At 58.7% G+C, this 21,440-nt stretch carries 14 protein-coding genes and 1 tRNA gene; 9 read left to right on the top strand and 6 right to left on the bottom strand.

All coding sequences use genetic code 11. From position 1 onward, the window contains the following. Nucleotides 1–15: 15 nt before the first annotated feature. From ERE07_RS14195 to ERE07_RS14185, 3 genes are all read left to right on the top strand, one after another. Nucleotides 16–8,535 (top strand): GH36-type glycosyl hydrolase domain-containing protein, encoded by an 8,520-nt coding sequence (locus ERE07_RS14195; protein WP_130009695.1) that lies wholly within the window; start codon nucleotides 16–18, stop codon nucleotides 8,533–8,535. 157 nt (nucleotides 8,536–8,692) lie between these two features. Then, nucleotides 8,693–10,231: an acetolactate synthase large subunit gene (locus tag ERE07_RS14190; protein WP_130009839.1), complete on the top strand. Its 1,539-nt coding sequence runs from the start codon at nucleotides 8,693–8,695 to the stop codon at nucleotides 10,229–10,231. Nucleotides 10,232–10,351: 120 nt separating this feature from the next. Continuing rightward, nucleotides 10,352–11,479, top strand: coding sequence for an aminotransferase class V-fold PLP-dependent enzyme (locus ERE07_RS14185; protein ID WP_130009694.1), 1,128 nt, complete (start codon nucleotides 10,352–10,354; stop codon nucleotides 11,477–11,479). Between the two features lie 24 nt (nucleotides 11,480–11,503). On the opposite strand, the gene ERE07_RS14180 is transcribed toward ERE07_RS14185, so the two are convergent. Continuing rightward, nucleotides 11,504–12,943 carry an aminotransferase-like domain-containing protein gene (locus tag ERE07_RS14180; RefSeq protein WP_130009693.1) on the bottom strand — a complete coding sequence of 480 codons (1,440 nt, stop codon included), beginning with the start codon at nucleotides 12,941–12,943 and terminating at the stop codon, nucleotides 11,504–11,506. 110 nt (nucleotides 12,944–13,053) lie between these two features. Here ERE07_RS14180 and ERE07_RS14175 point away from each other — a divergent pair, with 110 nt between their 5' ends. Continuing rightward, on the top strand, nucleotides 13,054–13,686 hold the full coding sequence (locus ERE07_RS14175; protein WP_130009692.1) for a LysE family translocator: 633 nt from the start codon (nucleotides 13,054–13,056) through the stop codon (nucleotides 13,684–13,686). A gap of 134 nt (nucleotides 13,687–13,820) precedes the next feature. Here ERE07_RS14175 and ERE07_RS14170 read toward each other — a convergent pair whose 3' ends face one another. Next, on the bottom strand, nucleotides 13,821–14,501 hold the full coding sequence (locus tag ERE07_RS14170) for a class I SAM-dependent methyltransferase (protein ID WP_130009691.1): 681 nt from the start codon (nucleotides 14,499–14,501) through the stop codon (nucleotides 13,821–13,823). 264 nt (nucleotides 14,502–14,765) lie between these two features. Here ERE07_RS14170 and ERE07_RS14165 point away from each other — a divergent pair, with 264 nt between their 5' ends. Next, on the top strand, nucleotides 14,766–15,227 hold the full coding sequence (locus tag ERE07_RS14165) for a GlcG/HbpS family heme-binding protein (protein ID WP_130009690.1): 462 nt from the start codon (nucleotides 14,766–14,768) through the stop codon (nucleotides 15,225–15,227). On the opposite strand, the gene otnI is transcribed toward ERE07_RS14165, so the two are convergent. Together otnI and ERE07_RS14155 are read right to left on the bottom strand one after the other, a co-directional pair. Continuing rightward, nucleotides 15,224–16,006: a 2-oxo-tetronate isomerase gene (gene otnI / locus ERE07_RS14160; protein ID WP_130009689.1), complete on the bottom strand. Its 783-nt coding sequence runs from the start codon at nucleotides 16,004–16,006 to the stop codon at nucleotides 15,224–15,226. The two genes, ERE07_RS14165 and otnI, sit on opposite strands and share 4 nt — an antisense overlap. Nucleotides 16,007–16,031: 25 nt before the next feature. Next, a complete protein-coding gene (locus ERE07_RS14155; protein ID WP_130009688.1) occupies nucleotides 16,032–16,415 on the bottom strand; it encodes a VOC family protein in 384 nt (127 codons plus the stop codon). Between the two features lie 273 nt (nucleotides 16,416–16,688). On the opposite strand from ERE07_RS14155, the gene ERE07_RS14150 reads away from it, so the two are divergent. Beyond that, complete coding sequence (locus ERE07_RS14150; protein WP_130009687.1) at nucleotides 16,689–17,378, top strand: DUF3313 domain-containing protein; 690 nt, start codon at nucleotides 16,689–16,691, stop codon at nucleotides 17,376–17,378. Between the two features lie 19 nt (nucleotides 17,379–17,397). Here ERE07_RS14150 and ERE07_RS14145 read toward each other — a convergent pair whose 3' ends face one another. After that, nucleotides 17,398–18,015, bottom strand: coding sequence for a hypothetical protein (locus ERE07_RS14145; protein WP_130009686.1), 618 nt, complete (start codon nucleotides 18,013–18,015; stop codon nucleotides 17,398–17,400). Between the two features lie 85 nt (nucleotides 18,016–18,100). Continuing rightward, nucleotides 18,101–18,176, bottom strand: a tRNA-Gly gene (locus ERE07_RS14140). Nucleotides 18,177–18,599: 423 nt separating this feature from the next. Here ERE07_RS14140 and ERE07_RS14135 point away from each other — a divergent pair. The 3 genes from ERE07_RS14135 (at nucleotide 18,600) to ERE07_RS14125 (ending at nucleotide 21,320) form a co-directional block, all read left to right on the top strand. After that, a complete protein-coding gene (locus ERE07_RS14135) occupies nucleotides 18,600–19,355 on the top strand; it encodes an enoyl-CoA hydratase (RefSeq protein ID WP_245153724.1) in 756 nt (251 codons plus the stop codon). A gap of 358 nt (nucleotides 19,356–19,713) precedes the next feature. After that, nucleotides 19,714–19,977: a helix-turn-helix transcriptional regulator gene (locus ERE07_RS14130; protein ID WP_130009684.1), complete on the top strand. Its 264-nt coding sequence runs from the start codon at nucleotides 19,714–19,716 to the stop codon at nucleotides 19,975–19,977. Then, entirely contained in the window at nucleotides 19,974–21,320 is a 1,347-nt protein-coding gene (locus ERE07_RS14125; protein ID WP_130009683.1) for a type II toxin-antitoxin system HipA family toxin, read from the top strand. Before ERE07_RS14130 ends, ERE07_RS14125 begins: the two co-directional genes overlap by 4 nt. Nucleotides 21,321–21,440: the final 120 nt, after the last annotated feature.

Genomic DNA, 21,440 nt, shown 5'->3' with positions numbered 1-21,440 from the left:
GCGCCGGGAGGGCTGATGAAAACCTTATTTTCCTACTTTTACAGGCATGGTTCCTTACCTTCTCCCTGGGAAGATAAAACGCCTGTCAGACATGAACTCTTCGGCATCGAGCGACTTGCACAGCATGCGCGCAGTCTCGCCGTGGAACAACTCGTTACGTCCCGGCCAGCCCGGGTGCTGCCACTCCAGCGACGGCTGAATGACAATGCTTCTGTACTGCTGGCAGCGTACCGCGCCAGCGCGGCCGAGCTGGAAAGCGGCCGTGGCGTAGAGCCCGCCGCCGAATGGCTGCTCGACAACTACCATGTGGTCGAAGAACAGATCCGGCAGATCCGCGATGATTTGCCGCCCGGCTTTTACCGTCAACTGCCCAAGCTGGCGCAGGGCCCTTTTGAGGGTTATCCGCGTGTGTTTGGCCTTGCCTGGGCATTCGTTGCTCATACCGACAGCAATTTCGATCCCACGACGTTACGGCGGTTTATTGACGCTTACCAAGCGGTCCAGCCCTTGTCCATCGGCGAATTGTGGGCAGTTGCCATTACGTTGCGTATCGTGCTCATCGAAAACCTGCGCAGGCTGGCCGACGAAATCTCGCAGGGCCGCAAGGCGCGCGTCGACGCCGATGGATTGGCGAACCGGCTATTGCGCTTGGTCGCCGTCCATCCCGCGCTGGATACGGACAAGCTGACTCGAACCAGCACACCTTTGCCGGAGATGTTTGCCGCGCAACTGGCCAAACGGTTCAGGGATCAAGATCCCTTGGAAACGCCGGCGCTGGGCTGGCTGGAGGATCGTCTCCGATTGCAGGGGAGTTCCGTTGACGAGGTGGTCGACCAGGCGCAGCAGCGGCAAGGTGCCTCCAACGTTAGCGTGCGCAATGTGATCACCAGCATGCGGTTGATTTCCGATATCGATTGGGCCGAGTGGTTTGAAAGTGTCAGTCAGGTGGACAGGCGCTTGCGTGAACACAGCCCGTTTGGCGAGATGGATTTCGCAACGCGCGATATCTACCGCAAGGCTATTGAGCAGCTTGCCCGCGGATCACCGTTGTCCGAAATCGAGGTCGCCCAGGCAGCGATCGAGGCCGCGCAGGTTGCTGTTAGCGAGACGGCGTCTGCGGAATCGGCCGAGCGCCTGGGCGACCCTGGCTACCATCTCATTATGGAAGGCAGGCGGGCGCTGGAAGCGCAAATCGGATATGTGCCTACGGTGCGCTTGCGCATCAATCGCGGGGCGGTCCATTCCGGCATCGCCGGCTATGTCGGGGTCATTCTTGGGTTGAGCGCGGTGTTGATGGCCGTGGCGCTGTGGATGCTCTGGCGTTCCGATGTCTGGCCGGCCGGCATCGTGCTTTTTCTATTATTGTTTTTCTTCCCCGCCACCGAGTTGGTGACCGCATTGATCAACCGGGCAATCACCTGGAATTTCGGCGCCGTCGTATTGCCTGGCCTGGATCTGACCAAAGGGATTCCCGCCAACTGCAGAACCTTGATTGCGATTCCTGCGCTGCTCACCAACGAGGCAGAGTTGCTCGCGCATGTGGAGCAACTGGAGGTTCACTATCTTTCGGGCGCCGGCGGCGACCTTACTTACGCCTTGCTCATTGATCGCCTGGATTCGGACGAGGAATATTCCCAAGATGATGCGCAGTTGCTGGCAAAAGGCGCGGCCGCACTGGCGCAATTGAACTTGCAGCATGGCCCTGGGCCTGCAGGCAGCCGTTTCCTTCTTTTGTACCGTCGCAGTGTGTTCAACAAGGCGGAAGGCAAGTGGATGGGGTGGGAGCGTAAGCGCGGCAAACTGCATGAGCTGAACCGACTGCTGCGCGGTGCCACCGATACGAATTTTGTGCCCATTGAGGGCCTGTCGTTTCAGGTTCCGGCAGACGTGCGCTACGTGATAACGCTGGATGCCGATACTCGGCTGCCTCGGGATGCGGCTCAAAGGCTGATCGGGAAAATGGCGCACCCCTTGAATCGTCCGCGCCTGGATCCCGCCCTGCAGCGCGTGGTCAATGGGCATGGCATTCTGCAGCCTCGGGTCACGCCCTCGCTGCCCCTGCATCGGGAGGGTTCGATTTACCAGCGGCTGTTTTCCAGCCCAGCCGGTCTGGATCCCTACGCGGCAGCGGTGTCCGATGTGTATCAGGATCTATTTGGCGAAGGTTCATATACCGGCAAGGGCATTTATGACATCGACGCCTTCGAAGCGGCAATGGCCGGCAGAGTCCCGGACAATGCCTTGCTCAGCCATGACTTGTTCGAGGGCGTCTTCGCGCGCGCTGGCCTGGCCTCGGATGTCGAGGTGGTCGAAGAGTTTCCTGCCCGTTACGATGTGGCCACCAAGCGTACGCATCGGTGGACGCGTGGCGACTGGCAACTTCTGCCGTGGCTGTTTGGACGCCACGCCGGCAACAGGGCGGTTCCGTCCGTAGGGCGCGGCAAAATGCTCGACAACCTCAGGCGTTCGCTGCTGGGGCCGAGCACGTTTCTGGCCCTTGGCGTCGCCTGGACGCTACCTCTGCCCTCAGCGCTCATTGGCACGCTGATTCTGATCGCCTGCGTGGCGCTCCCAGCCGTCCTGTCGGCTTTCAGTTCCGTGTTCTCCCGGCGCGGCGGAGTGCTGTTTGGCAACCGGATGTCGGTTTTTCTGAGCGATTTGCAGTTGGCGGGCGCGCAAACGCTGCTTTCCTTCATTTTTCTGGCGGACAGCGCATGGAAAATGATGGATGCGATTGTGCGCAGCATGTGGCGGCTGTTTGTGACGCGTCGCCACTTGCTGGAGTGGACAACGGCTGCTCAGTCTGCAGGCCATGCGCGATTGAGCGTAGTGGGTTTTGTTTGGTTGATGCGGCAAGGCATGATGCTGTCGGTCGCGCTTGCGTTTGTCGTGCTGAGCTTGACGCCCACGTCATGGCCTCTGGTTCTTCTGTTTTTGACGCTATGGCTGGCTGCGCCGGCCATAGCCTGGTGGGTCAGTCGCCCGCGCGTGCTGGCAGCCCGCCTGCATGTGTCCGCAGACACCGCCAGATTTCTGAGGCGCACGGCGCGCCATACCTGGCGCTATTTCGAAACCTTTGTGACCTCGGACGATCACATGCTGCCGCCTGATAATTTTCAGGAAACGCCACGTCCAGTGCTGGCACGCCGAACCTCGCCCACCAACATGGGCCTGTATCTGCTGTCGATGGTCGCTGCGCGGGATTTTGGCTGGATGGGCACCTTGCAGACTGTGGAGCGTCTCGAGGCTACCTTGGCGACCATGCACAGGCTGGAGCGTTACAACGGGCATTTCTTCAACTGGTACGCCACGGACGATTTGCGTGTCTTGCCGCCAGCCTATGTGTCGTCGGTCGACAGTGGCAATCTGGCTGGCCACCTGCTGACGCTGGCCAATGCCTGCGAGGCATGGGTCGATGATTTTTGTGCTCCGCAGGCGAACACCGGCATGCAGGACAGTCTTTTCCTCGCGCGCGAGGCACTGAATGGTCTGGCGATTGCGGGGGGCGAACGAAACGCGCGGCTGGTGGCGATTTTTGATGAAATTGACGCGCAGCTCCAGGGGCTTCAGCCGATCGAATCCTTGCTGCCTTCGCTGGGTCGCCAGGCCGAGAAAACGGTCGTGCTGGCCCAGGAACTGGTGCCGGTGCCCGCGGATGAATCCATCGGCGATCTGGTGTTTTGGACGAGTGCGCTGCGGAGTGAAGTGCGTGAACATGGTCGCGATCTCATTGCTGCCAATGGCGGCGCGCAGGCGCTGAATCAACGTTTGCGGGCGCTGGCGTCTGGTGCGCGTGAAATGGCCCTGGCCATGGACTTTTCATTTCTGCTGGATCCGGACCGCAAGTTGCTCTCGATCGGGTACTCGCTGGTCGATAACCGATTGGATTCGAGCTGCTACGATCTGCTGGCCTCGGAGTCGCGATTGGCGAGCCTGTTCGCGATCGCAAAAGGCGATGTGCCAACTCGCCACTGGCTTCGCCTGGGGCGCACCTCGACACCGATAGGCCATGGGTCTGCGCTGATATCGTGGTCGGGCTCAATGTTTGAATACCTGATGCCTTCATTGGTCATGCGCGCGCCAGTAGGCAGCCTGCTGGAGCAGACCAATCGGCTTATCGTTCAGCGCCAGCAGGACTATGCCGCATCGCTGGGCATCCCTTGGGGATTCTCGGAGTCCGCCTATAACGCCCGTGATCTCGATTTTACCTATCAGTATTTGAATTTCGGCGTGCCTGGGCTCGGTCTGAAGCGCGGCCTGTCAGAAGACAAGGTGGTGGCACCTTATGCCACCGGTCTGGCTGCCATGGTCGACCCTGAAGCCGCGCGGCAGAATTTCCAGCGGCTGGCGCAGGCTGGCGCACAGGGGCGTTACGGTTTTCATGAGGCGCTGGACTATACACCTGCTCGCCTGCGTGAAGATCAGCGCGTGGCGATTGTCCGAAACTTCATGGCTCATCACCAGGGCATGACGATTGTTGCGATTGCGAATGCATTGCACGATGGAGAAATGCGTGCCCGCTTTCATCGCGAACCCATGATCCAGGCGTGCGACCTCTTGCTGCAGGAGCGTGTTCCGAGAGATGTCGCCGTGGCACATCCGCGCGCGGAAGAGGTCAGGGCGTCCACTATTCTGGCGGACGTTGCCTCGGTGGCAATGCGTCGCTTCGATAGCCTGCCGCCGGGTCCACCGCATACGCATTTGCTATCCAATGGACGCTACAGCGTCATGCTGACAGCCGCGGGCGCGGGTTACAGCCGATGGCGCGACATGGCGGTGACGCGCTGGCGCGAGGATGCAACCCGGGATAACTGGGGATCCTATATTTTCTTGCGTGACCCCCACACCGGGCAAGTGTGGTCGTCCACGCCGCAGCCTGCATGGTTGGATACGCCGCAAATGCAGATCGGATTTTCCGAAGACCGTGTTGAATTCATGCGGCGCGACGGTTCGCTGGTCACGACGACGCAAATCCTGGTGTCGGGCGAGGACGATGGGGAAGTGCGGCAGGTTTCCTTGGTCAACAGCGGGCGTCGTTCGCGCGAAATAGAGATTACGTCTTATGCCGAGCTGGTGCTCGCCACGCCCGCCTCAGACCGGGCCCATCCCGCATTTTCCAAGATGTTTGTTGTCACCGAGTTTCTGCCGGAATTCTCCGCATTGATTGCCACGCGGCGGGTCAGGTCTCCGGACGAGGCTGGCATGTGGGTCGCGCATTTCGCCGTCGTCGAAGGCGATGTGATGGAGGCGGTTCAGTATGAGACCGACAGAGCGCGCTTTGCCTCGCGCGGGCATGGTGGCCAGATGCCTGATGTGCTGGCGCAGGGCCGACCTCTGACAGCTACCGTCGGTACGGTTCTGGATCCGGTGTTTTCATTGCGGTATCGGGTCCGCGTGAAACCCGGCCAGGCTGCCAGGCTGGCGTTCTGGACCCTGGTAGCTGCTTCGCGGGAGGAATTGCTGGACCTGGTCGACAAGCACCATGATCGCAGCGCTTTTGGGCGAGCCAGAACACTGGCCTGGACGCAGGCTCAGGTTCAACTGCGGCACCTGGGCATGCAGGCCGAAGAGGCTGCCGCGTTTCAGCGGCTCGCGGCCGCACTGTTATATCCCGATTCGCGATTCAGGGTGCCATCCGACGTCATCATTCGTGGCGCGGGCAGCCAGTCGGGGCTATGGCATTACGGAATCTCGGGCGATCTGCCGATTGTCCTGGTGCGCATAGACGATGTGCAGGACATGGCGCTGCTAAGACAAATGCTGCGTGCGCATGAATACTGGCGGATGAAACGGCTGGCCGTAGATCTGGTCATCATCAACGAACGCTCTTCGTCCTACGTTCAGGACTTGCAGAACGCGATCGAGACGTCGGTGCGCAGCAGCCAGGCCCGTCCGCGGTTCGGCAAGGAGTTGGCCAAGGGCGCCGTATACGCGTTGCGGGCTGATCTCATGAATGTGCAGGGTCGGGAGCTGATTCAGTCTATTGCACGAATTGTTTTGCAAGCGCGGCACGGACAGGTAAGCGAGCAGTTGGCCCGCATTGCGGAGGCCTCCACGCGGGCGAAACCGGTGTTCGCGTCCCGGCCGCCGCCTCTGATGACCAGCCTGCCACCGGCGCCCGCCTCGCAGGATCTCGAATATTTCAATGGCCTGGGAGGCTTTGACAAGCAGGGATGCGAGTACGTCGTTACGCTCCGCGGGAATCTGACCACGCCCATGCCCTGGATCAATGTTGTGGCCAACCCTCAGTTCGGCTTTCAAGTATCTGCTGAAGGCAGTGGCTACACCTGGTTCGCGAACAGCCGCGAAAATCAATTGACGCCGTGGTCCAACGATCCGGTCATGGATACCCCCGGGGAAGTGATCTATATCCGCGACGAAGCAAGTGGTGATCTCTGGAGCCCGACCGCGCTGCCGATACGCGGTGAAGGGAGCTATCAGGCGCGCCACGGTTTTGGCTACAGCACTTTCGCGCATGAGCACAATGGCATTGCGACGTCGCTTACACAATACGTCGCGCCCGAGGATCCCATCAAGATCTCCCGCCTCAGGCTGAGCAATCTTTCCGGCAAGCGGCGCCGTCTGTCTGTCACTGCCTACGTAGAATGGGTGCTGGGGGCGTCGCGCAGCGCTTGCGCACCGTTTCTGCTGACCAACCTGGATGCGCAGTCGGGTGCGATCTTTGCACGCAATCCCTGGAGCACCGGTTTCGCGGATCGCCTTGCCTTTGCGGATCTGGCGGGACAACAGACCACATGGACCGCTGACCGGCGCGAGTTCCTGGGTGATAACGGCGACTTGGCGCGGCCGGGCGCATTGGCAGGCTCGGAGCCCTTGTCTGGTCGTTGCGGTGCGGCGCTGGATCCATGCGCCGCACTGAGTTGTGTCATCGAACTGGAAGCGGGGGCCTCAATTGAGGTGGTGGCTTTCCTGGGGCAGTGTGGTTCTGCCGCGGAGGCCAGCGCGTTGGTGGCTCGTTATCGTGACGCTGACCTGGACGTGGTCCTCGATGCAGTCAAGGCAAGATGGAAGACATTGTTGGGCGCGGTGCAGGTCAAGACCCCAGATCGCGCCATGGACATTCTTTTGAATGGCTGGCTGCTGTACCAGACCATTTCGTGTCGCCTGTGGGCGCGGTCGGGCTTTTATCAGTCCAGTGGGGCGTATGGGTTTCGCGATCAATTGCAGGACAGCATGGCATTGACCTTCTCCATGCCGGAAGCTCCTCGCGAGCAGTTGCTCAGAGCAGCCTCTCGTCAGTTTGTTGAAGGTGATGTTCAGCACTGGTGGCTTCCCCAGTCTGGTCAAGGCGTGCGGACCCGCATTTCTGATGATCGGGTCTGGCTGGCCTACGCTGCGGCGCGTTACGTCGAACGTTCCGGCGATAAGGCGGTATTGGACGTAGAAGTAGGTTTTCTGGAAGGCCCGCTTCTGATGGAGCAAGAGCACGATGCCTTCTTTCAGCCCACGATCGCCGGAGAAACCGCTTCGCTGTTCGAGCACTGCGCCCGCGCGCTGGACCAGTGCATGGCGCTTACCGGTGAGCACGGCCTTCCTCTTATCGGTACAGGTGACTGGAACGATGGCATGAGCCGAGTCGGTGCGCAAGGCAAGGGCGAGAGTGTATGGCTGGGCTGGTTGTTGTTGAGGGCTATTGGCCTGTTCGAACCTATGGTGCGAGAACGTGATCCCGCCCGGACGCAAGCATGGCGGGATCATGCCCGGAAACTGCGCCAGGCGATTGAGGATAGCGCCTGGGATGGGCAGTGGTACCGCCGCGCCACATTCGATGATGGCGCCTGGCTGGGATCGAGCCAGAGCGAAGCCTGCAGGATCGATTCCATTGCGCAGACGTGGGCGGTGTTGTCGGGAGCGGCGGACCCTGAGCGAGCAGCGATCGCCATGGCCAGCCTGGATAGTCATCTGGTCAGCCAGGAGGATCGCATCGCAAAATTGTTTACTCCTCCCTTTGATCACAACCTCCGGGATCCGGGCTACATCCAAGGCTACCCGCCGGGTTTGCGCGAGAATGGCGGGCAGTACACGCATGCTGCCATGTGGGCCGTGCTGGCCTATGCAAAACTGAAGGATGGCGACAGCGCTGCCGCGCTCTATGCGCTGCTCAATCCGATCAATCATGCGCGCAACGATGAAGAAGTGCAGCGCTACAAGGTCGAACCTTATGTCGTTGCGGCAGATGTGTACTCAGTTGATCCGCATATCGGGCGGGGTGGATGGACGTGGTACACCGGGTCGGCAGGCTGGATGTATCAGGCTGGCATTGAGGGGATTCTTGGTATCCGCAGAGAAGGGGAGTTCTTGGTGCTGCATCCGTGTATTCCGGTCGCCTGGCCGGGCTTTGAGGCGACGGTTGTCGTTGATGCCGCCCGCTACGACATCCTGGTGGACAATGGAAGTGGCCGTGGGTCGGGCGTGGTTGATGCCAAGGTCGATGGCGTCACGGTCAATAACGTGAATGGCTCCCTGCATCTGCCGCTCGACGGTGAGCACCACACCGTTTCTATTATCTTGTGATCTGGCCCGGCCCGAGGGGTGCAGCGCTGTTCTCTGCCTGGAATCCTGCCAAGCGGTATGATCGATGTTGGCATGTGCAAGATGCTGTGTGCTGGTTGACATCAGCCGTTTCATGCCGCTGGTCAAGTTTCAATCTATTCACGTAAGGGTTTTGTTCATGAATGGCGCCAAGAGTCTGGTCAAGACGTTGTTGAATGCGGGTGTGGATACATGTTTTTCTAATCCGGGCACGAGCGAAATGCATTTTGTGGCTGCGCTCGATCAGATTCCAGGCATGCATTGCGTACTGGGGCTTCAAGAAAATATCGTGACCGGGATGGCCGATGGCTATTTCCGTATCGCCGGCAAACCTGCCTGCACCCTGCTGCATTGCGGACCGGGGTTGTCCAATGGACTGGCGAACCTGCACAACGCTCGCCGCGCATACAGTGGCATGGTCAATATCGTGGGTGATCAGGCCACCTACCATCGTCCGCTTGATGCACCGCTTACTGCGGATACCGAAGCATTGGCGCGTACGGCCTCCAGTTGGGTCAGAACCAGTTCGCGTGCTCAAGATGTGGGCCGCGACGCGGCAGTGGCGGTGCAGGCGGCCTGTACCGCCGGCCAGATCGCGACCTTGATTCTGCCTTCGGACACCTCCTGGGATGAAGGTGGCATTGTGGCGGAACCGTTGACGGTTCCTCAGCCTGCCGGCGTTGATCCATCCGTCGTCGAGCATGCGGCCAGCGCGTTGCGGTCGAGCAAGAATGTATTGATCCTGCTCGGTGGCCGGCGCGTCTCGCTGGACATCCAGGCGGTGGCGTGGCGTATCGCCCAAACCTGTGGCGCCGCGCTCATGACAGACTACACCACCGCCCAGGTTGCGCGCGGCCGCGGCCGCGTGCAACTTGAACGTGTGCCCTATGGCATAGATGCTGCGGTCGAAAAATTGCGCCGATTCGAGCACATTGTGCTGGTGGGCGTTAAACCGCCGGTTGGTTTTTTCGCGTATCCGGGCAAGCCAGCGTTCAAGTATCAGGAACAGGCGCAATTGCATCTGCTGGCCCGGCCCGATCAGAATTCGCTTGCGGCCCTTGAATCGCTGGCGGATGCGCTGAGTGTCGGGAGCGTACCGATTCCAGATCCGGGCGAGCGCCCGGAACCAGCAAGCGGCGCCCCAACGCCAGAGGGCCTGGCCCGCACGCTTGCCGCCCTGATGCCCGAAGAGGCTATCGTGGCAGATGAAAGCGTATCGTACGGTCGAGGTTTCTATCCCCATACCTACGCGGCTCCCGCGCACGACTGGCTGCACACCGTAGGCGGCGCCATTGGCAACGGCATGCCGCTCGCCACAGGTGCTGCCATTGGGGCTGGCAAGCAGCGGCGTGTCATCAATCTGCAGGCCGACGGCTCGGGCATGTACACGCTGCAATCGCTGTGGACACAGGCTCGCGAGCAATTGCCTGTAACCACCATCATTCTCAACAACAATAAATACAACATTCTGATTGGCGAGTACAAGGGTGTGGGCGCCGAGCCCGGGCCGACCGCCATGAGCATGCTGGATTTGAGCAATCCGGGTCTGAGCTGGGTGCATTTGGCCAACGGCATGGGGGTGGAAGCTCAGCGCGCGACGACGATGGAGCAGTGCGCAGACCTCATGGCCAGCAGCTATAGCCGGGCCGGACCATTTTTGATTGAATTGATGATCTAAAATCAATCCACCAAAGGGGCGGGTCGACATAAGCCCGGAAAGCGCGCGATACTGCGATACTGCTTATCGAAAGCCCGTCGATACCGCCCTCGTTTAATTTACTATTTCCTGGAGACGAATGTGCCTGGTTTACTGCCCAATGTCGATCCTGATGGCCTGCTGGAATACTCTGTGGTGTACTCCGACCGCGCCATCAATCATATGTCGAATACGTTCCAGGAAGTCATGAAAGATATTTCCCGGACACTGAAGAAGGTATATAACGCCGAGTCGGCCATAGTGGTGCCCGGTAGCGGCACGTTCGGCATGGAGGCGGTGGCGCGACAGTTTGCCACGGGCAAGCGCTGCATGGTGTTGCGCAACGGCTGGTTCAGTTATCGCTGGAGCCAGATCTTCGACATGGGCCAGATCCCCTCGGAGACTACCGTCCTCAAAGCCCGCCCCGTAGCCGAAGGGAGTCAGGCCGCGTTTGCGCCGGCCCCTATCGAAGAAGTGATTGCCGCCATCAAGGCAGAGAAACCCGATGTCGTGTTTGCGCCCCACGTTGAAACCGCCTCCGGCATCCTCTTGCCCAACGACTATCTGCGCCGGGTGGCCGATGCGGTTCACGTGGAGGGCGGGCTGTTTGTTCTGGATTGCATCGCATCGGGCACCATCTGGGTGGATATGCAAGCCACCGGGGTGGACGTCCTGATCAGCGCGCCGCAAAAGGGCTGGACAGCCTCTGCCTGCTGCGCGCTGGTCATGCTGGGCGCGTCGGCCCGCAAGATTATTGATGCGACCGTCAGCACCAGCTTTGCTTGCGATTTGCGCAAGTGGCTGCAAATCATGGAAGCTTACGAGCAGGGCGGTTTTGCCTATCACGCCACCATGCCAACGGACTCACTCACCATTTTGCGCGATGTCATGGCAGAAACAGAAGCCTATGGTTTCGACAAGGTTTGTGCCGAACAGCAAGCGCTTGGCGACAGGGTGAGAGCGGTACTGCGCAACAAGGGTTTCAAAAGCGTGGCAGCCGAAGGCTTCGAGGCGCCAGGCGTGGTTGTCAGCTATACCGTCGACGACGGCATACAATCTGCCAAGAAATTTGCTGCCGCAGGCTTGCAGGCTGCGGCGGGCGTTCCCCTGCAGTGTGATGAGCCCTCGGATTTCAAGACCTTTCGCATAGGGCTCTTCGGGTTGGACAAGCTGCATAACATTGATCGCACCGTCGGCAATCTTGAAAAGGCGCTGGACGAGATTGCGTAGGCAATGCAGGGCCCGGCCGATGCTTTAAATGCTCAAAACATTGGCCAGTGTCTCCCACGCGCTAGGGCTGTCCGCCATGGCGACCGAAAAGCGCATCATGGACGAAGGCGCCTGGGTAGGAGAAAACAGTGTGCCTGGCGCAAGCAGTAAACCCTGGTCTACCGCAGCCCTGGCCAGCGTTTCGGTATCGCGTTTGCAATCTGCCCAGATGAACATGCCTGCCTGAGGCTCGTGCGGGATAACCAGCCCCAGCGCCTGCAGTCGTGCGATGGATAGGCTGCGTGCCTTGTCGACGCGGGCACGTACGCGCTCCACATGGCGGCGATATTGCCCCTCGGCCAAAACCCGGTGTACGACACGCTCGCCAAGCTCAGGGCTTGTCAGGCCAGACAACAGTTTTTGATCTGTGAGTTTTCGTATGATTTCCGCGTTGGCGGCAATATAGCCAACCCTCAGGCTCGCGGCGAGTATCTTGGAAAAACCGCCGGTCAGTATCACCCGGTCAAGCTGATCCAGGGACGCGAGGCGTGTGGCCCCGCCAGGATGAAGCTCGCGGTAGGTGTCGTCTTCGACCACCATGAAATCATGTTTTTCAGCAAGGCGGAGAATATCGTAGGCCGACCCGGGCGATAGCGTAAATCCGGTCGGATTATGAACGCTGCTGTTGATGATGAACAAGCGCGGTTTGTGCAGTGCGGCGAGCCTTTCCAGCTGTTCCATATCGGGGCCTTCGGGCCCGCGAGGCACACCTATCAGTCGGGCGCCGAAGGCGCTCAGGCGTCCGAAGATGACGAACCATGCCGGATCCTCCACCAGGACGGTGTCGCCAGGCTTGATGAAAAGGCGCGCAACGAGGTCCATGGCATGTGTAACGCCGTTCGCGGTGAGCAGATTGTGCTCCGGATGTGCTGGCACGCCTTCATTCTGCAGACGCGATGCCAGTTGTTGGCGCAGAGGCCCGAAGCCAGTGGGGCAGCCGTAGGTCGTGAGGCTGCTGTTTGCTGTTCGGCCCACCGATCGCACTGCCGCAGCAACCAGGCCTGGGTCCAGCCACGAGCTTGGCAGCAGCCCGGCTCCGCCCGGCATGGATATTGAAGTTGATTCAAGAAAAATGCTGCGCAACAACCAGCTGACATCGATAGGGGTGGGCGGCTGCAATCGGCCAGCGTCGCTTTGAGGCGTGCTGTCGCGCCTGGGTGTTGTGCCATATCGTGTACTCACATAAAATCCTGCGCCTCGCCTGGACTGGACGAGCCCGCGGGCTGCCAACCTGTCATAAGCCTCGACCACGGTAAAACGGCTGACCTTGGTCTGTTCTGCCATGACTCGGATTGACGGCAGCTTGGTGCCCGGCCGCAAGCCGTGGGTTTCGATGCGTTGGGCCAGGGAGTCCGCAAGCTGGTTCACCAGAGATTTGCTGCCATTGCGCACGGGTTGCCACCCGGAAAAAGAGGATTCTGTCATGGTCGAAATACCGGGCCAGTGGATAAAATGTTATGGAAAATTGTACAGGTACTTTACTGGTCGGGTGTCATAAAGTAGTGCTGTAACCCATCTGATTCCGGACGTCGATCATGGCCTCATTCGTGCATGGCTTGCCTGCCTGGCTGCCAGTACCCCTCATTCTTTTTGCTTTTGCAACCTCCATTACACCGGGGCCCAACAATATTATGCTGGCCTCTTCCGGGCTCACCTTTGGATTTCGCCGAACCGTGCCTCACATACTGGGCGTAACCCTGGGTTTCACTTTACTGCTGGTACTTGCAGGGTTGGGACTGGGCAGTGTTTTTCAGCAGTTTCCCTGGTTATATACGGCACTGAAATATGTGGGCACGGCCTATCTCCTGTATCTTGCCTGGAGGGTGGCTACCGCCGGCCCGGTCGACCAGCAACAGATGCGTGGACGTCCACTGACCTTTATGCAAGCGGCGTTGTTTCAATGGGTCAATCCCAAGGCCTGGGTCATGGTCATCGGCGTGATCGCCGCTTACACCCCCCAACACAATTACTACCGCAATCTGGCCATCGCGGCGCTCGCCTGTTGTCTGGTCAACCTTCCCAGTGTCAGTGTGTGGGCGGCCTTTGGCGCAAGCTTGCAGAGACTGTTGCGCGCGCCCACGGCTGTACGGTTGTTCAACCTCTGCATGGGGCTGTTGCTGGTGGCCTCGTTGTATCCCGTTGCCCTGGAACTGGTCCATCAGTGGTGAGACCCTCGCAGCTAGGCATGGATTGCTGGCAACGGCCGCTCCCCTTCTGCAGGCAGCACTGATCGGGCGCATCACTGGTACATCCAGGCATTGTTAAAGCCAGCAGGCGGCCATGTCCAGCGGCCCGCTTTCCATCATTTCATGTTTCCCAGCCACTTGCCGTGGCGGCGCGTAATTTTCCATACCCGGGCCGGTGGTGCATTCAACAGCACGGTTTCCATCTTTTGGGCGCGCAGCCCCAGCCTGTCCAGCAGGCGCCCGGGAATAGGGCAGCGCATGCCATAGGAAAACAGGTAAAGGGCGCCGGTGGACCGCAGAGCACAGAACACGCCGTGCAAAATCCGCCATTGTTGCCGTGTAGACATGTTAAGCAACGGTAATCCACACACCGCGGCGCCAATCGTGCTTTCCAGGCTGGATTCCTGAAGATAAAGCTGACAGGCATCGCTGCAGAGAATTCGTGCGCTGGGAAACTTTGCCTGCAGGTGGCTGGCGAAACGCGGATCGGTTTCTACCAGGACGAGATCGTGTGTAGCGACGCCCTTCTTGACGATTCTTCTGGTAAACACGCCGGTGCCGCAACCAAGCTCGAGAATGGGGGCATGTTCTGTTCCGATTTCTCGCGTGATGGCCGACGACAGGGCGGGCCAAGATGGGAGGATGGCGCCTACTTTGCCAGGGTTCTGCCGCCAAGTCTTCAGAAAAAGCACACTATCCGCCAGGATATTTCTGCGAGCCAGACGGTTCAGGCCCTCACTTGCAGCTTTCGTCCATAACAACAGGGGGGCGATGGAGAGTGTTTTGGAAAGCGTCATGATGTCTTCCGGTGAGTGGAGTGTGGGCCGGTTCGAGCTGCCTTCTGCGCTGGAAAAAGCGTATGGCAAAGGCCGTGCTAAGAGGCTATGGGATAGCTTATCGTTGCGTCAAGCGTTGGCTACAGTTGGACACCACAATCAAGATTTGGATGCGTTAGTGCCTTGGTGCCCTTGTAATGCTAAGCTGACACGATGATTAAAAGAGACATGATGCGCGCCGTGGTTTCAGGGTGTGCCAGCCATGGATAAAGTGGAGAACAAGCTATGGTAGGGTTGAGTCTGTCGCAGGCACAGGCATTGCTTGCGCTTGGTATCGACAAAGTGCGCGAATATCCGGGCAAATCGGCATGCATCTCGGTATGCGACCCGCATGGCTTTCTCGTGAGCTTTGTCCGCATGGATGGCGCGCCCGTGCGCAGCATCCAGCTAGCCCAACAAAAGGCGTATACGAGCGTTCGGCTGGGGACCAGCACCGAGGCGTTTCTGGCTCGATTGCGGCGCGAGGACATTCCAATCGGTTATTTCTGTGATGCGCTGCTCACGGCCCTCCCAGGTGGGGCGGTGCTGCTCGACGCTCAAGGCGCAATGCTTGGAGGCATTGGCGTCAGTGGCCTGACGCCCGCCGAAGACCAAGCCATAGCCGATGCGCTGGTGTGTGATCGTGCCGGGCTGGCAGCGACGCCTCCTTCAATGGGTGACCCGCGCGGGCAGCGTGTAAGCCGCTAGGCAATAGTCGCGCCGCGCATCCAGCCCAATCCATCTACGGTTCCGCGGGCTGGGCGGTACTCGCATCCGACCCATCCCTCATAGCCCAAGTCATCCAGCAGCCGGAACACGTAGGCATAATCAACTTCGCCTGTGTCTGGCTCGTGACGCTCAGGTACGCCAGCGATTTGAGTGTGCCCGATATCTGGCAAGTATCGCTTGAGCGTTGTGGTGATGTCGCCCTCCATGATCTGGGCGTGATAGAAATCCATTTGAACCTTCAGGTTGGGCGCGCCGATCGCTTGCCGAATCGCATGCGCCTGATCCTGGCGAGTCAAAAAATAGCCGGGCATGTCCCGGGTGTTGATTGGTTCGATCAGCACATTGATGCCCAGCGGCGCGCACTGCTCGGCCGCATACGCCAGATTGGCCACATAGGTATCCTGGTACATGCTGTGCGGTGCGCCAGCAGGTACCCGACCTGCCATGATATGCAGGTTAGGCGTGCCCAGAACCTGCGCATAGGCGATCGCCGTGGCTACGTCGCGGCGAAACTCATCGCGGCGACCGGGCACGGCGGCGATGCCGCGCTCACCTGCGGCCCAGTCGCCAGGCGGCATGTTGAACAACACATTCTTTAGCTGGTTATCCGCCAGGCGCGTGGCGATGCTGCTGGCTGAATGTTCATAGGGAAACAGAAACTCGACAGCGCTGAATCCCAATTCGCGCGCTGCGTCGAATCGCGCCAGAAAAGGCACTTCATTGAACATCATGCTGAGGTTGGCGGCAAATTTAGGCATGGTTTTCCTAGGGCCAGAAATAGACCTAACCTCGGAATACGGCTTCGATATTGTTGCCATCCGGGTCCAGGACAAACGCCGCGTAGTAGCCGGGGCGGCGTGCGCCCGGAGCACCATTGTCCCTTCCGCCATGGGCCAAGGCCGCCTGGTGGAATGCATCCACCATCGCTCGGTCTTGCGCCTGGAAAGCAATGTGATGGCGGCCAGTCAGTTGGCCCTGCACCTCTTTACTGGCAGCCGTCGATATGAATAGTTCGTCTGCCCAAAAGTTGTTCTCGTCGGCGCCGCTCATGGGAATCTCGAGTGCGCCGAAGACGGCGCAGTAGAATGCCTTGCTGGCAGGCAGATCCCGGACGACCAGCCCAATGTGATCGATCAAGCGGCCTCGATGCCGTTCTTGTCCCACCATGGATGACACTCCTCGAAGTTGGGGATTGGCGTGCTAAAAATTCTATCATCGCTACCCATCGAGATCATATCAGGCCTGCAGCGATAGGATATGGAGATCGAAAAGGCTATGATCGATCGAAGGTTCCCATGCATGGATTGAACCGGCAGGAATCTGCTCAGGCGATAATTGAAGCACTCCTCCTGGGCATCACGTTGGCAAGCGTCATTGATTGCTTGTTATGTTTATTCTTGCAAGGTTTACGCAAGCTATTCAAGAACAACTGGAGTCATAATGAAGAAAAAAAATGGTCTACGAAATATTTTCCTGTCCGTCTCCGCGGCAGTGCTTCTGGCGGGTTGCGCCACATCATCGGCGCCAAAAGAGTCTGGTTTCCTGCCCGATTACTCGCGCTTGCATAAAGCGTCCACCTCCGTGCAAGGAGAGAGGCTGGTCTATGCGAACCCAGAATTTACACCAGCCCGCTATCACGCAATAATGCTTGATCCGGTCGTGTATTATCCCGAGCCTCAGCCTACGGCCGATATTTCGATGGATACGTTAACGCAGATTCGCGAACAGGCGGATCAATCACTGCGCGAAAAGCTCGGACAAAAGGTCAAGTTGGTCGACAGCGCCGGGCCAGGGGTTGCCCATGTTCGCATCGCGATCACCGCTGTCGGCGCTGAAACACGGGCATTGAAGGCTTACCAATTCATCCCTGTTGCGCTGGCCGTAACGGGCGCCAAGGCTGTGGCGCAGGGCGGCTTGCCGCGTGATGCCACCATTGCGATCGAGTCGTATGTTACTGACAGCGTGTCAGACGAACTGTTGTATGCCGCCGTGCGTGGAGGGACGGGCGAGCGCGTTGTCGACGCCGAGCAAGGGCAGGGGGGTGTTCAACTGGCCAGCCTGCAGCCTTTGATCGATGAGTGGAGCACGACCGTCGCCAACGCGGTCCAGAAATATGTCGAAGCAAGGTAAGGCAGAAGGTGGCAACGGTTTACCGTGCGCCGTCGCCTTGCAGCCATCGCTGATAAGCAGAGCGAGTCATCGCGGACACTGAGTCCAGCACAGTTTGATGATTGACCTGATGTCGCAACATCAGTCGCGCATCGGCCACAGCGCGGGATTTGCAAAACCAGTGGCAGCTGTGCTGCAGTAGATATAACTCTGCCGAAAGGTGATAGGCGCGACTTTTGGCATCCCAGCCGCCTTCGTTATCCACAACATGGCGCAGGCCGGCTGCATGAATATGCAGCAGCTCACGGAAATCCCGTGCCAGGGTAGGAAGAAAACGATGGGCATAAGGCAGGCAAAAAGGGAGTGTGCCCATGCTGGCTGCCGGCGCGCTTTCCTTTTGCATGGTGTTGGCCAGCGATTGCACTTGCGTTGCCACGGCGCTTTCGGTCTGGGCGAAGGTTGTCAGCACTTGAATCTGGCGTGTTTCAGATTCCTCATGGATGGCGCGGGTGTAACCCTGCGTCAACGTTTCCATGTGACGCTCAAGCTGTAAGTTGGCCAAATGGCGCCCCAGTAACGCTATGCGGGCGCGTTGGTAACGCACACGCAGCACTTGCCACGCTATGACAACTACCAACAGGGTTAATGCAAAGTCCATTGCCGGCATTCCTTCAGTGCCCAATCGAAATGTGGACACACAAAAAAGAAAAGGCCCAAACCGAGGTTTGGGCCTTTTCAAAATCTGGAGCGGGAAACGAGTCTCGAACTCGCGACCTCAACCTTGGCAAGGTTGCGCTCTACCAACTGAGCTATTCCCGCATTCTCGTTGTGCCCCTTGCCAGGAGCGCCGTCCAACGAAGAACAAGATTATATCAGTTTTTTTTGTTTTGAAAAGCCCCACTGGGCGCGCGATAAATTCGGAAGTGGCCGGACAGGTCGGCACTGTGCTGACGCTGAGCATGGGCTTATATTGCCTCTGCAGTACGGAATGCAATTCTGTAGTACAACGACAAGCGCGTGCAGGGCTTATCGTTGCGTGCAAAATCTCGTGCTGTGAACGTCGCTTGCCGGAGCCTGCACGGGATATGGGCAGTGTAGCGTGGCGGAGCGGCTTGTGCGGGAGCATCTCGCCGCGCGTTCGCGGTGGCTGGCGTTTCGGTCCAGATCGTCGCATATTTGCGTCGCGCCGGTCATCGTCTGAGCTGATTTATGTTGATTGAACGAACAAAGAACGGAGACAGTTTGAGCCATCACATCGTTAGCGAGTTGCGCGAGGGTGTATTGTCGCTGGGCATCAACCGCCCCGAGCGCAAAAATGCACTTACGCCGCAGATGTATACCGGCCTGGCAGACGCGCTGATCGAGGCCGGTACATCCGATCATGTACGCGTCGTCATCTTGCATGGCAGCGAGGAAATTTTCTGCGCGGGCAACGACATCGAACAGTTCGCGGCACATGAGCCTGCGCAGGATGAGCGGCCGTCCATTTATTTCATGCACGCGCTTTCGCGTTTGATGAAGCCTGTGATCGCAGCGGTAAACGGGCCCGCGGTAGGCATTGGCGCCACGTTGCTGCTGCATTGCGATCTGGTTTATGCGGGGCGCAACACACAGTTAGTATTTCCGTTCGTCAAACTGGGATTGTGCCCGGAGTTTGCTTCCACCTTATTGCTGCCTTCCCGTCTGGGACATCAGCGTGCGGCAGAGCTGCTCTTGCTGGGCGAACCCTGCGATGCGGATCGCGCTTTGTTGCTTGGATTGGTCAATGATGTTCTGGATCCGGAGGATGTGCTGCCGCGTGCCCGGGAAACAGCGGCACGGATGGCCTCTTTGTCGATGCAGGCATTACAGACAAGCAAGACCTTGATGCGCGAAGGCATTCAGCAAGCCTGCGAACAGCAGATCGCCAAGGAAACCGTGGCGTTCTCTCGTCTCCTGACGTCGCCTGAGGCAAAATCGGCTTTTGAGGCGTTTCTAAAGCGGCGCAAACCTGATTGATGGGGTGAGGGTTTAACTCACAACCCTGAAAATGCATCGACGACTCGGTTTGTGCTGGTGTTGTCCGCAATGCCGCGACTGATGACGGTGGCGGCCTGCCTCTTGTTGAGTCGGACAGGCCTGGAAAGCGCATTGAATAATGATCCACCTGGCCGTTGCTGAGCGTTGTTGTCTGTAGCCCTTAGGCATCAAGTTGTGTCGTAAGTGGTTGATTTGATGCTTGTGGGCTACAAAATTGTCTGCTGCAGGGAATTTATGCCGATTGGCGCATGGTAATTCAGCTATTCCTCTTGTTGTAGTGAGTCCCTTGGGCTACATTTTAAGCATTGAAGTGAGTTTTTGACGCCTAGGGGATACAGTGACAACACTATCTGATGTTGCAGAGTTGCTGCGTAATGTGCGCAGGGAGGCCGGTCTGAGCCAGGGTGCTCTGGCTCAACGCGCTGGGGTCTCTCGCACAACCGTTGCTCGCATGGAGACGCTTGCCAAAGGTGACATGAGCGTTTCCGCATTGCTGCGATTGCTGGAAGCCGCAGGCTACGATCTCAAGCCCGTCAAGCAGGGCCATGTCAGGACTGTCGAAGATATCCTGGCCGAGCAACGGCGGGGTGATGGGCTATGAAACTCGACGTGCATGTGTCCGGGAGCTCGGTCGCCAAGCTATATCGTGAGCGTGATGAGTATGTCCTGAGCTATTTGCCGGATACTGATCCCGCGGACTTTGTCAGTTTGACGATGCCGGTGCGCGAGGAGCCCTGGCGCTGGCCGCGTGATCTGCATCCATTCTTTCGCCAGAATCTACCTGAAGGTTATCTGCTGAGTATCATCCGTGAGGAATTCGGTCCTCTGCTCGATGGCACGGATCTTTCACTGCTGGCGGTGGTGGGCGGGATGGGGATCGGGCGGGTGACCGTCACCCCTGAAGGCGGTACGCCAAGCGGCGACATGGAGCCGCTGCAGATTGAGTCTTTGCTCAAGGCAGAGAACACCACGACGCATTTTGCCAGCCTGGTACGCCGGTATGCGCGGGCATCCATATCAGGCATGGTTCCCAAGTTCATTGCGCCGGAAGCGGGAGCGGACGAGTCCTCGCAAGTGCTGGGTAAGTCCACCTTGAGTACCAGCCGCCACATCATCAAAGGTTCGGACGACAGCACGCCTTATCTTGGTTTTAACGAGTTCTACACCATGCGGGTGCTGGAACGCCTGAATGTCGTGCCAGTGGCCAGAACGCGGATGTCGGAGGACGGGCGTGTCCTGGTCGTGGATCGGTTCGATGTGGATGCGCTGGGTGTTATTACTCATGGGGTCGAGGATGCCTGCGGCTTGCTGGGGCTGCCGCCGCATGAGAAATATGCGACGACGACTGAACGCGTGTTGAATGCCACCCGGGCATATGTGCCTGCTGCGGTCATGAGGGCGCAACTGGAGCAGTTCGGCTGGCACTTGCTAATCAACTATGTGGTGCGCAATGCCGATTGCCATGCCAAGAACATCGCTCTGTATTACACCGGTTTGAAAGATGTGGGCTACACGCCGGTCTATGACATCGTCACTACGCAGGCTTATCCACGCTACGCTGCCAATCCGCCGGGGTTGCCTGTTGATGGAAGGCAAGCGTGGGCGGTGGGGAAAACCTTGGAACGGTTCTTCAAGGCGAGATTGGGTATTGCGCCGAAGCAGTATGCGGAGATGGTGGAACGCTTATGCGAATCGGCGGTTGAGGTCGGACAGGAAGTGATCGAAGCGGCCAGGAATGAGCCTCGCTGGCATACCGTTGCCAAGCACATGGTGCATGCGTGGAATGACGGGATGGCGTCGTTGCGGAGCCCGAAGAGTTTGGTTTCCTTTAGAAGGCTGGATGAGGCGATTGCCCAGGCGGGATTTTCGGAACTTCAGAAGGTGGAAAGTGGGCGAGAGGTGATGGGGAGGTCGGAGTTGTTAGGTCGACGGAGCAAAAAGTAGGGAATGTCAGATTTTTTGTGTTCAGGCAGTTGGTGTTAAACATTAGTCTGCCTATTTTCCCTGAGACTCAGGATCGCGATAACGATATACATCGGTGAATCGCTCCTCGTATAGGATAGC

Origin of the sequence: Allopusillimonas ginsengisoli (genome assembly GCF_004153455.1) — a bacterium.
GTDB classification, from domain to species: Bacteria; Pseudomonadota; Gammaproteobacteria; order Burkholderiales; family Burkholderiaceae_B; genus Allopusillimonas; species Allopusillimonas ginsengisoli.
The sequence above is the reverse complement of the archived record's forward strand: the minus strand, read 5'-3'. Positions and strand labels throughout refer to the sequence as shown.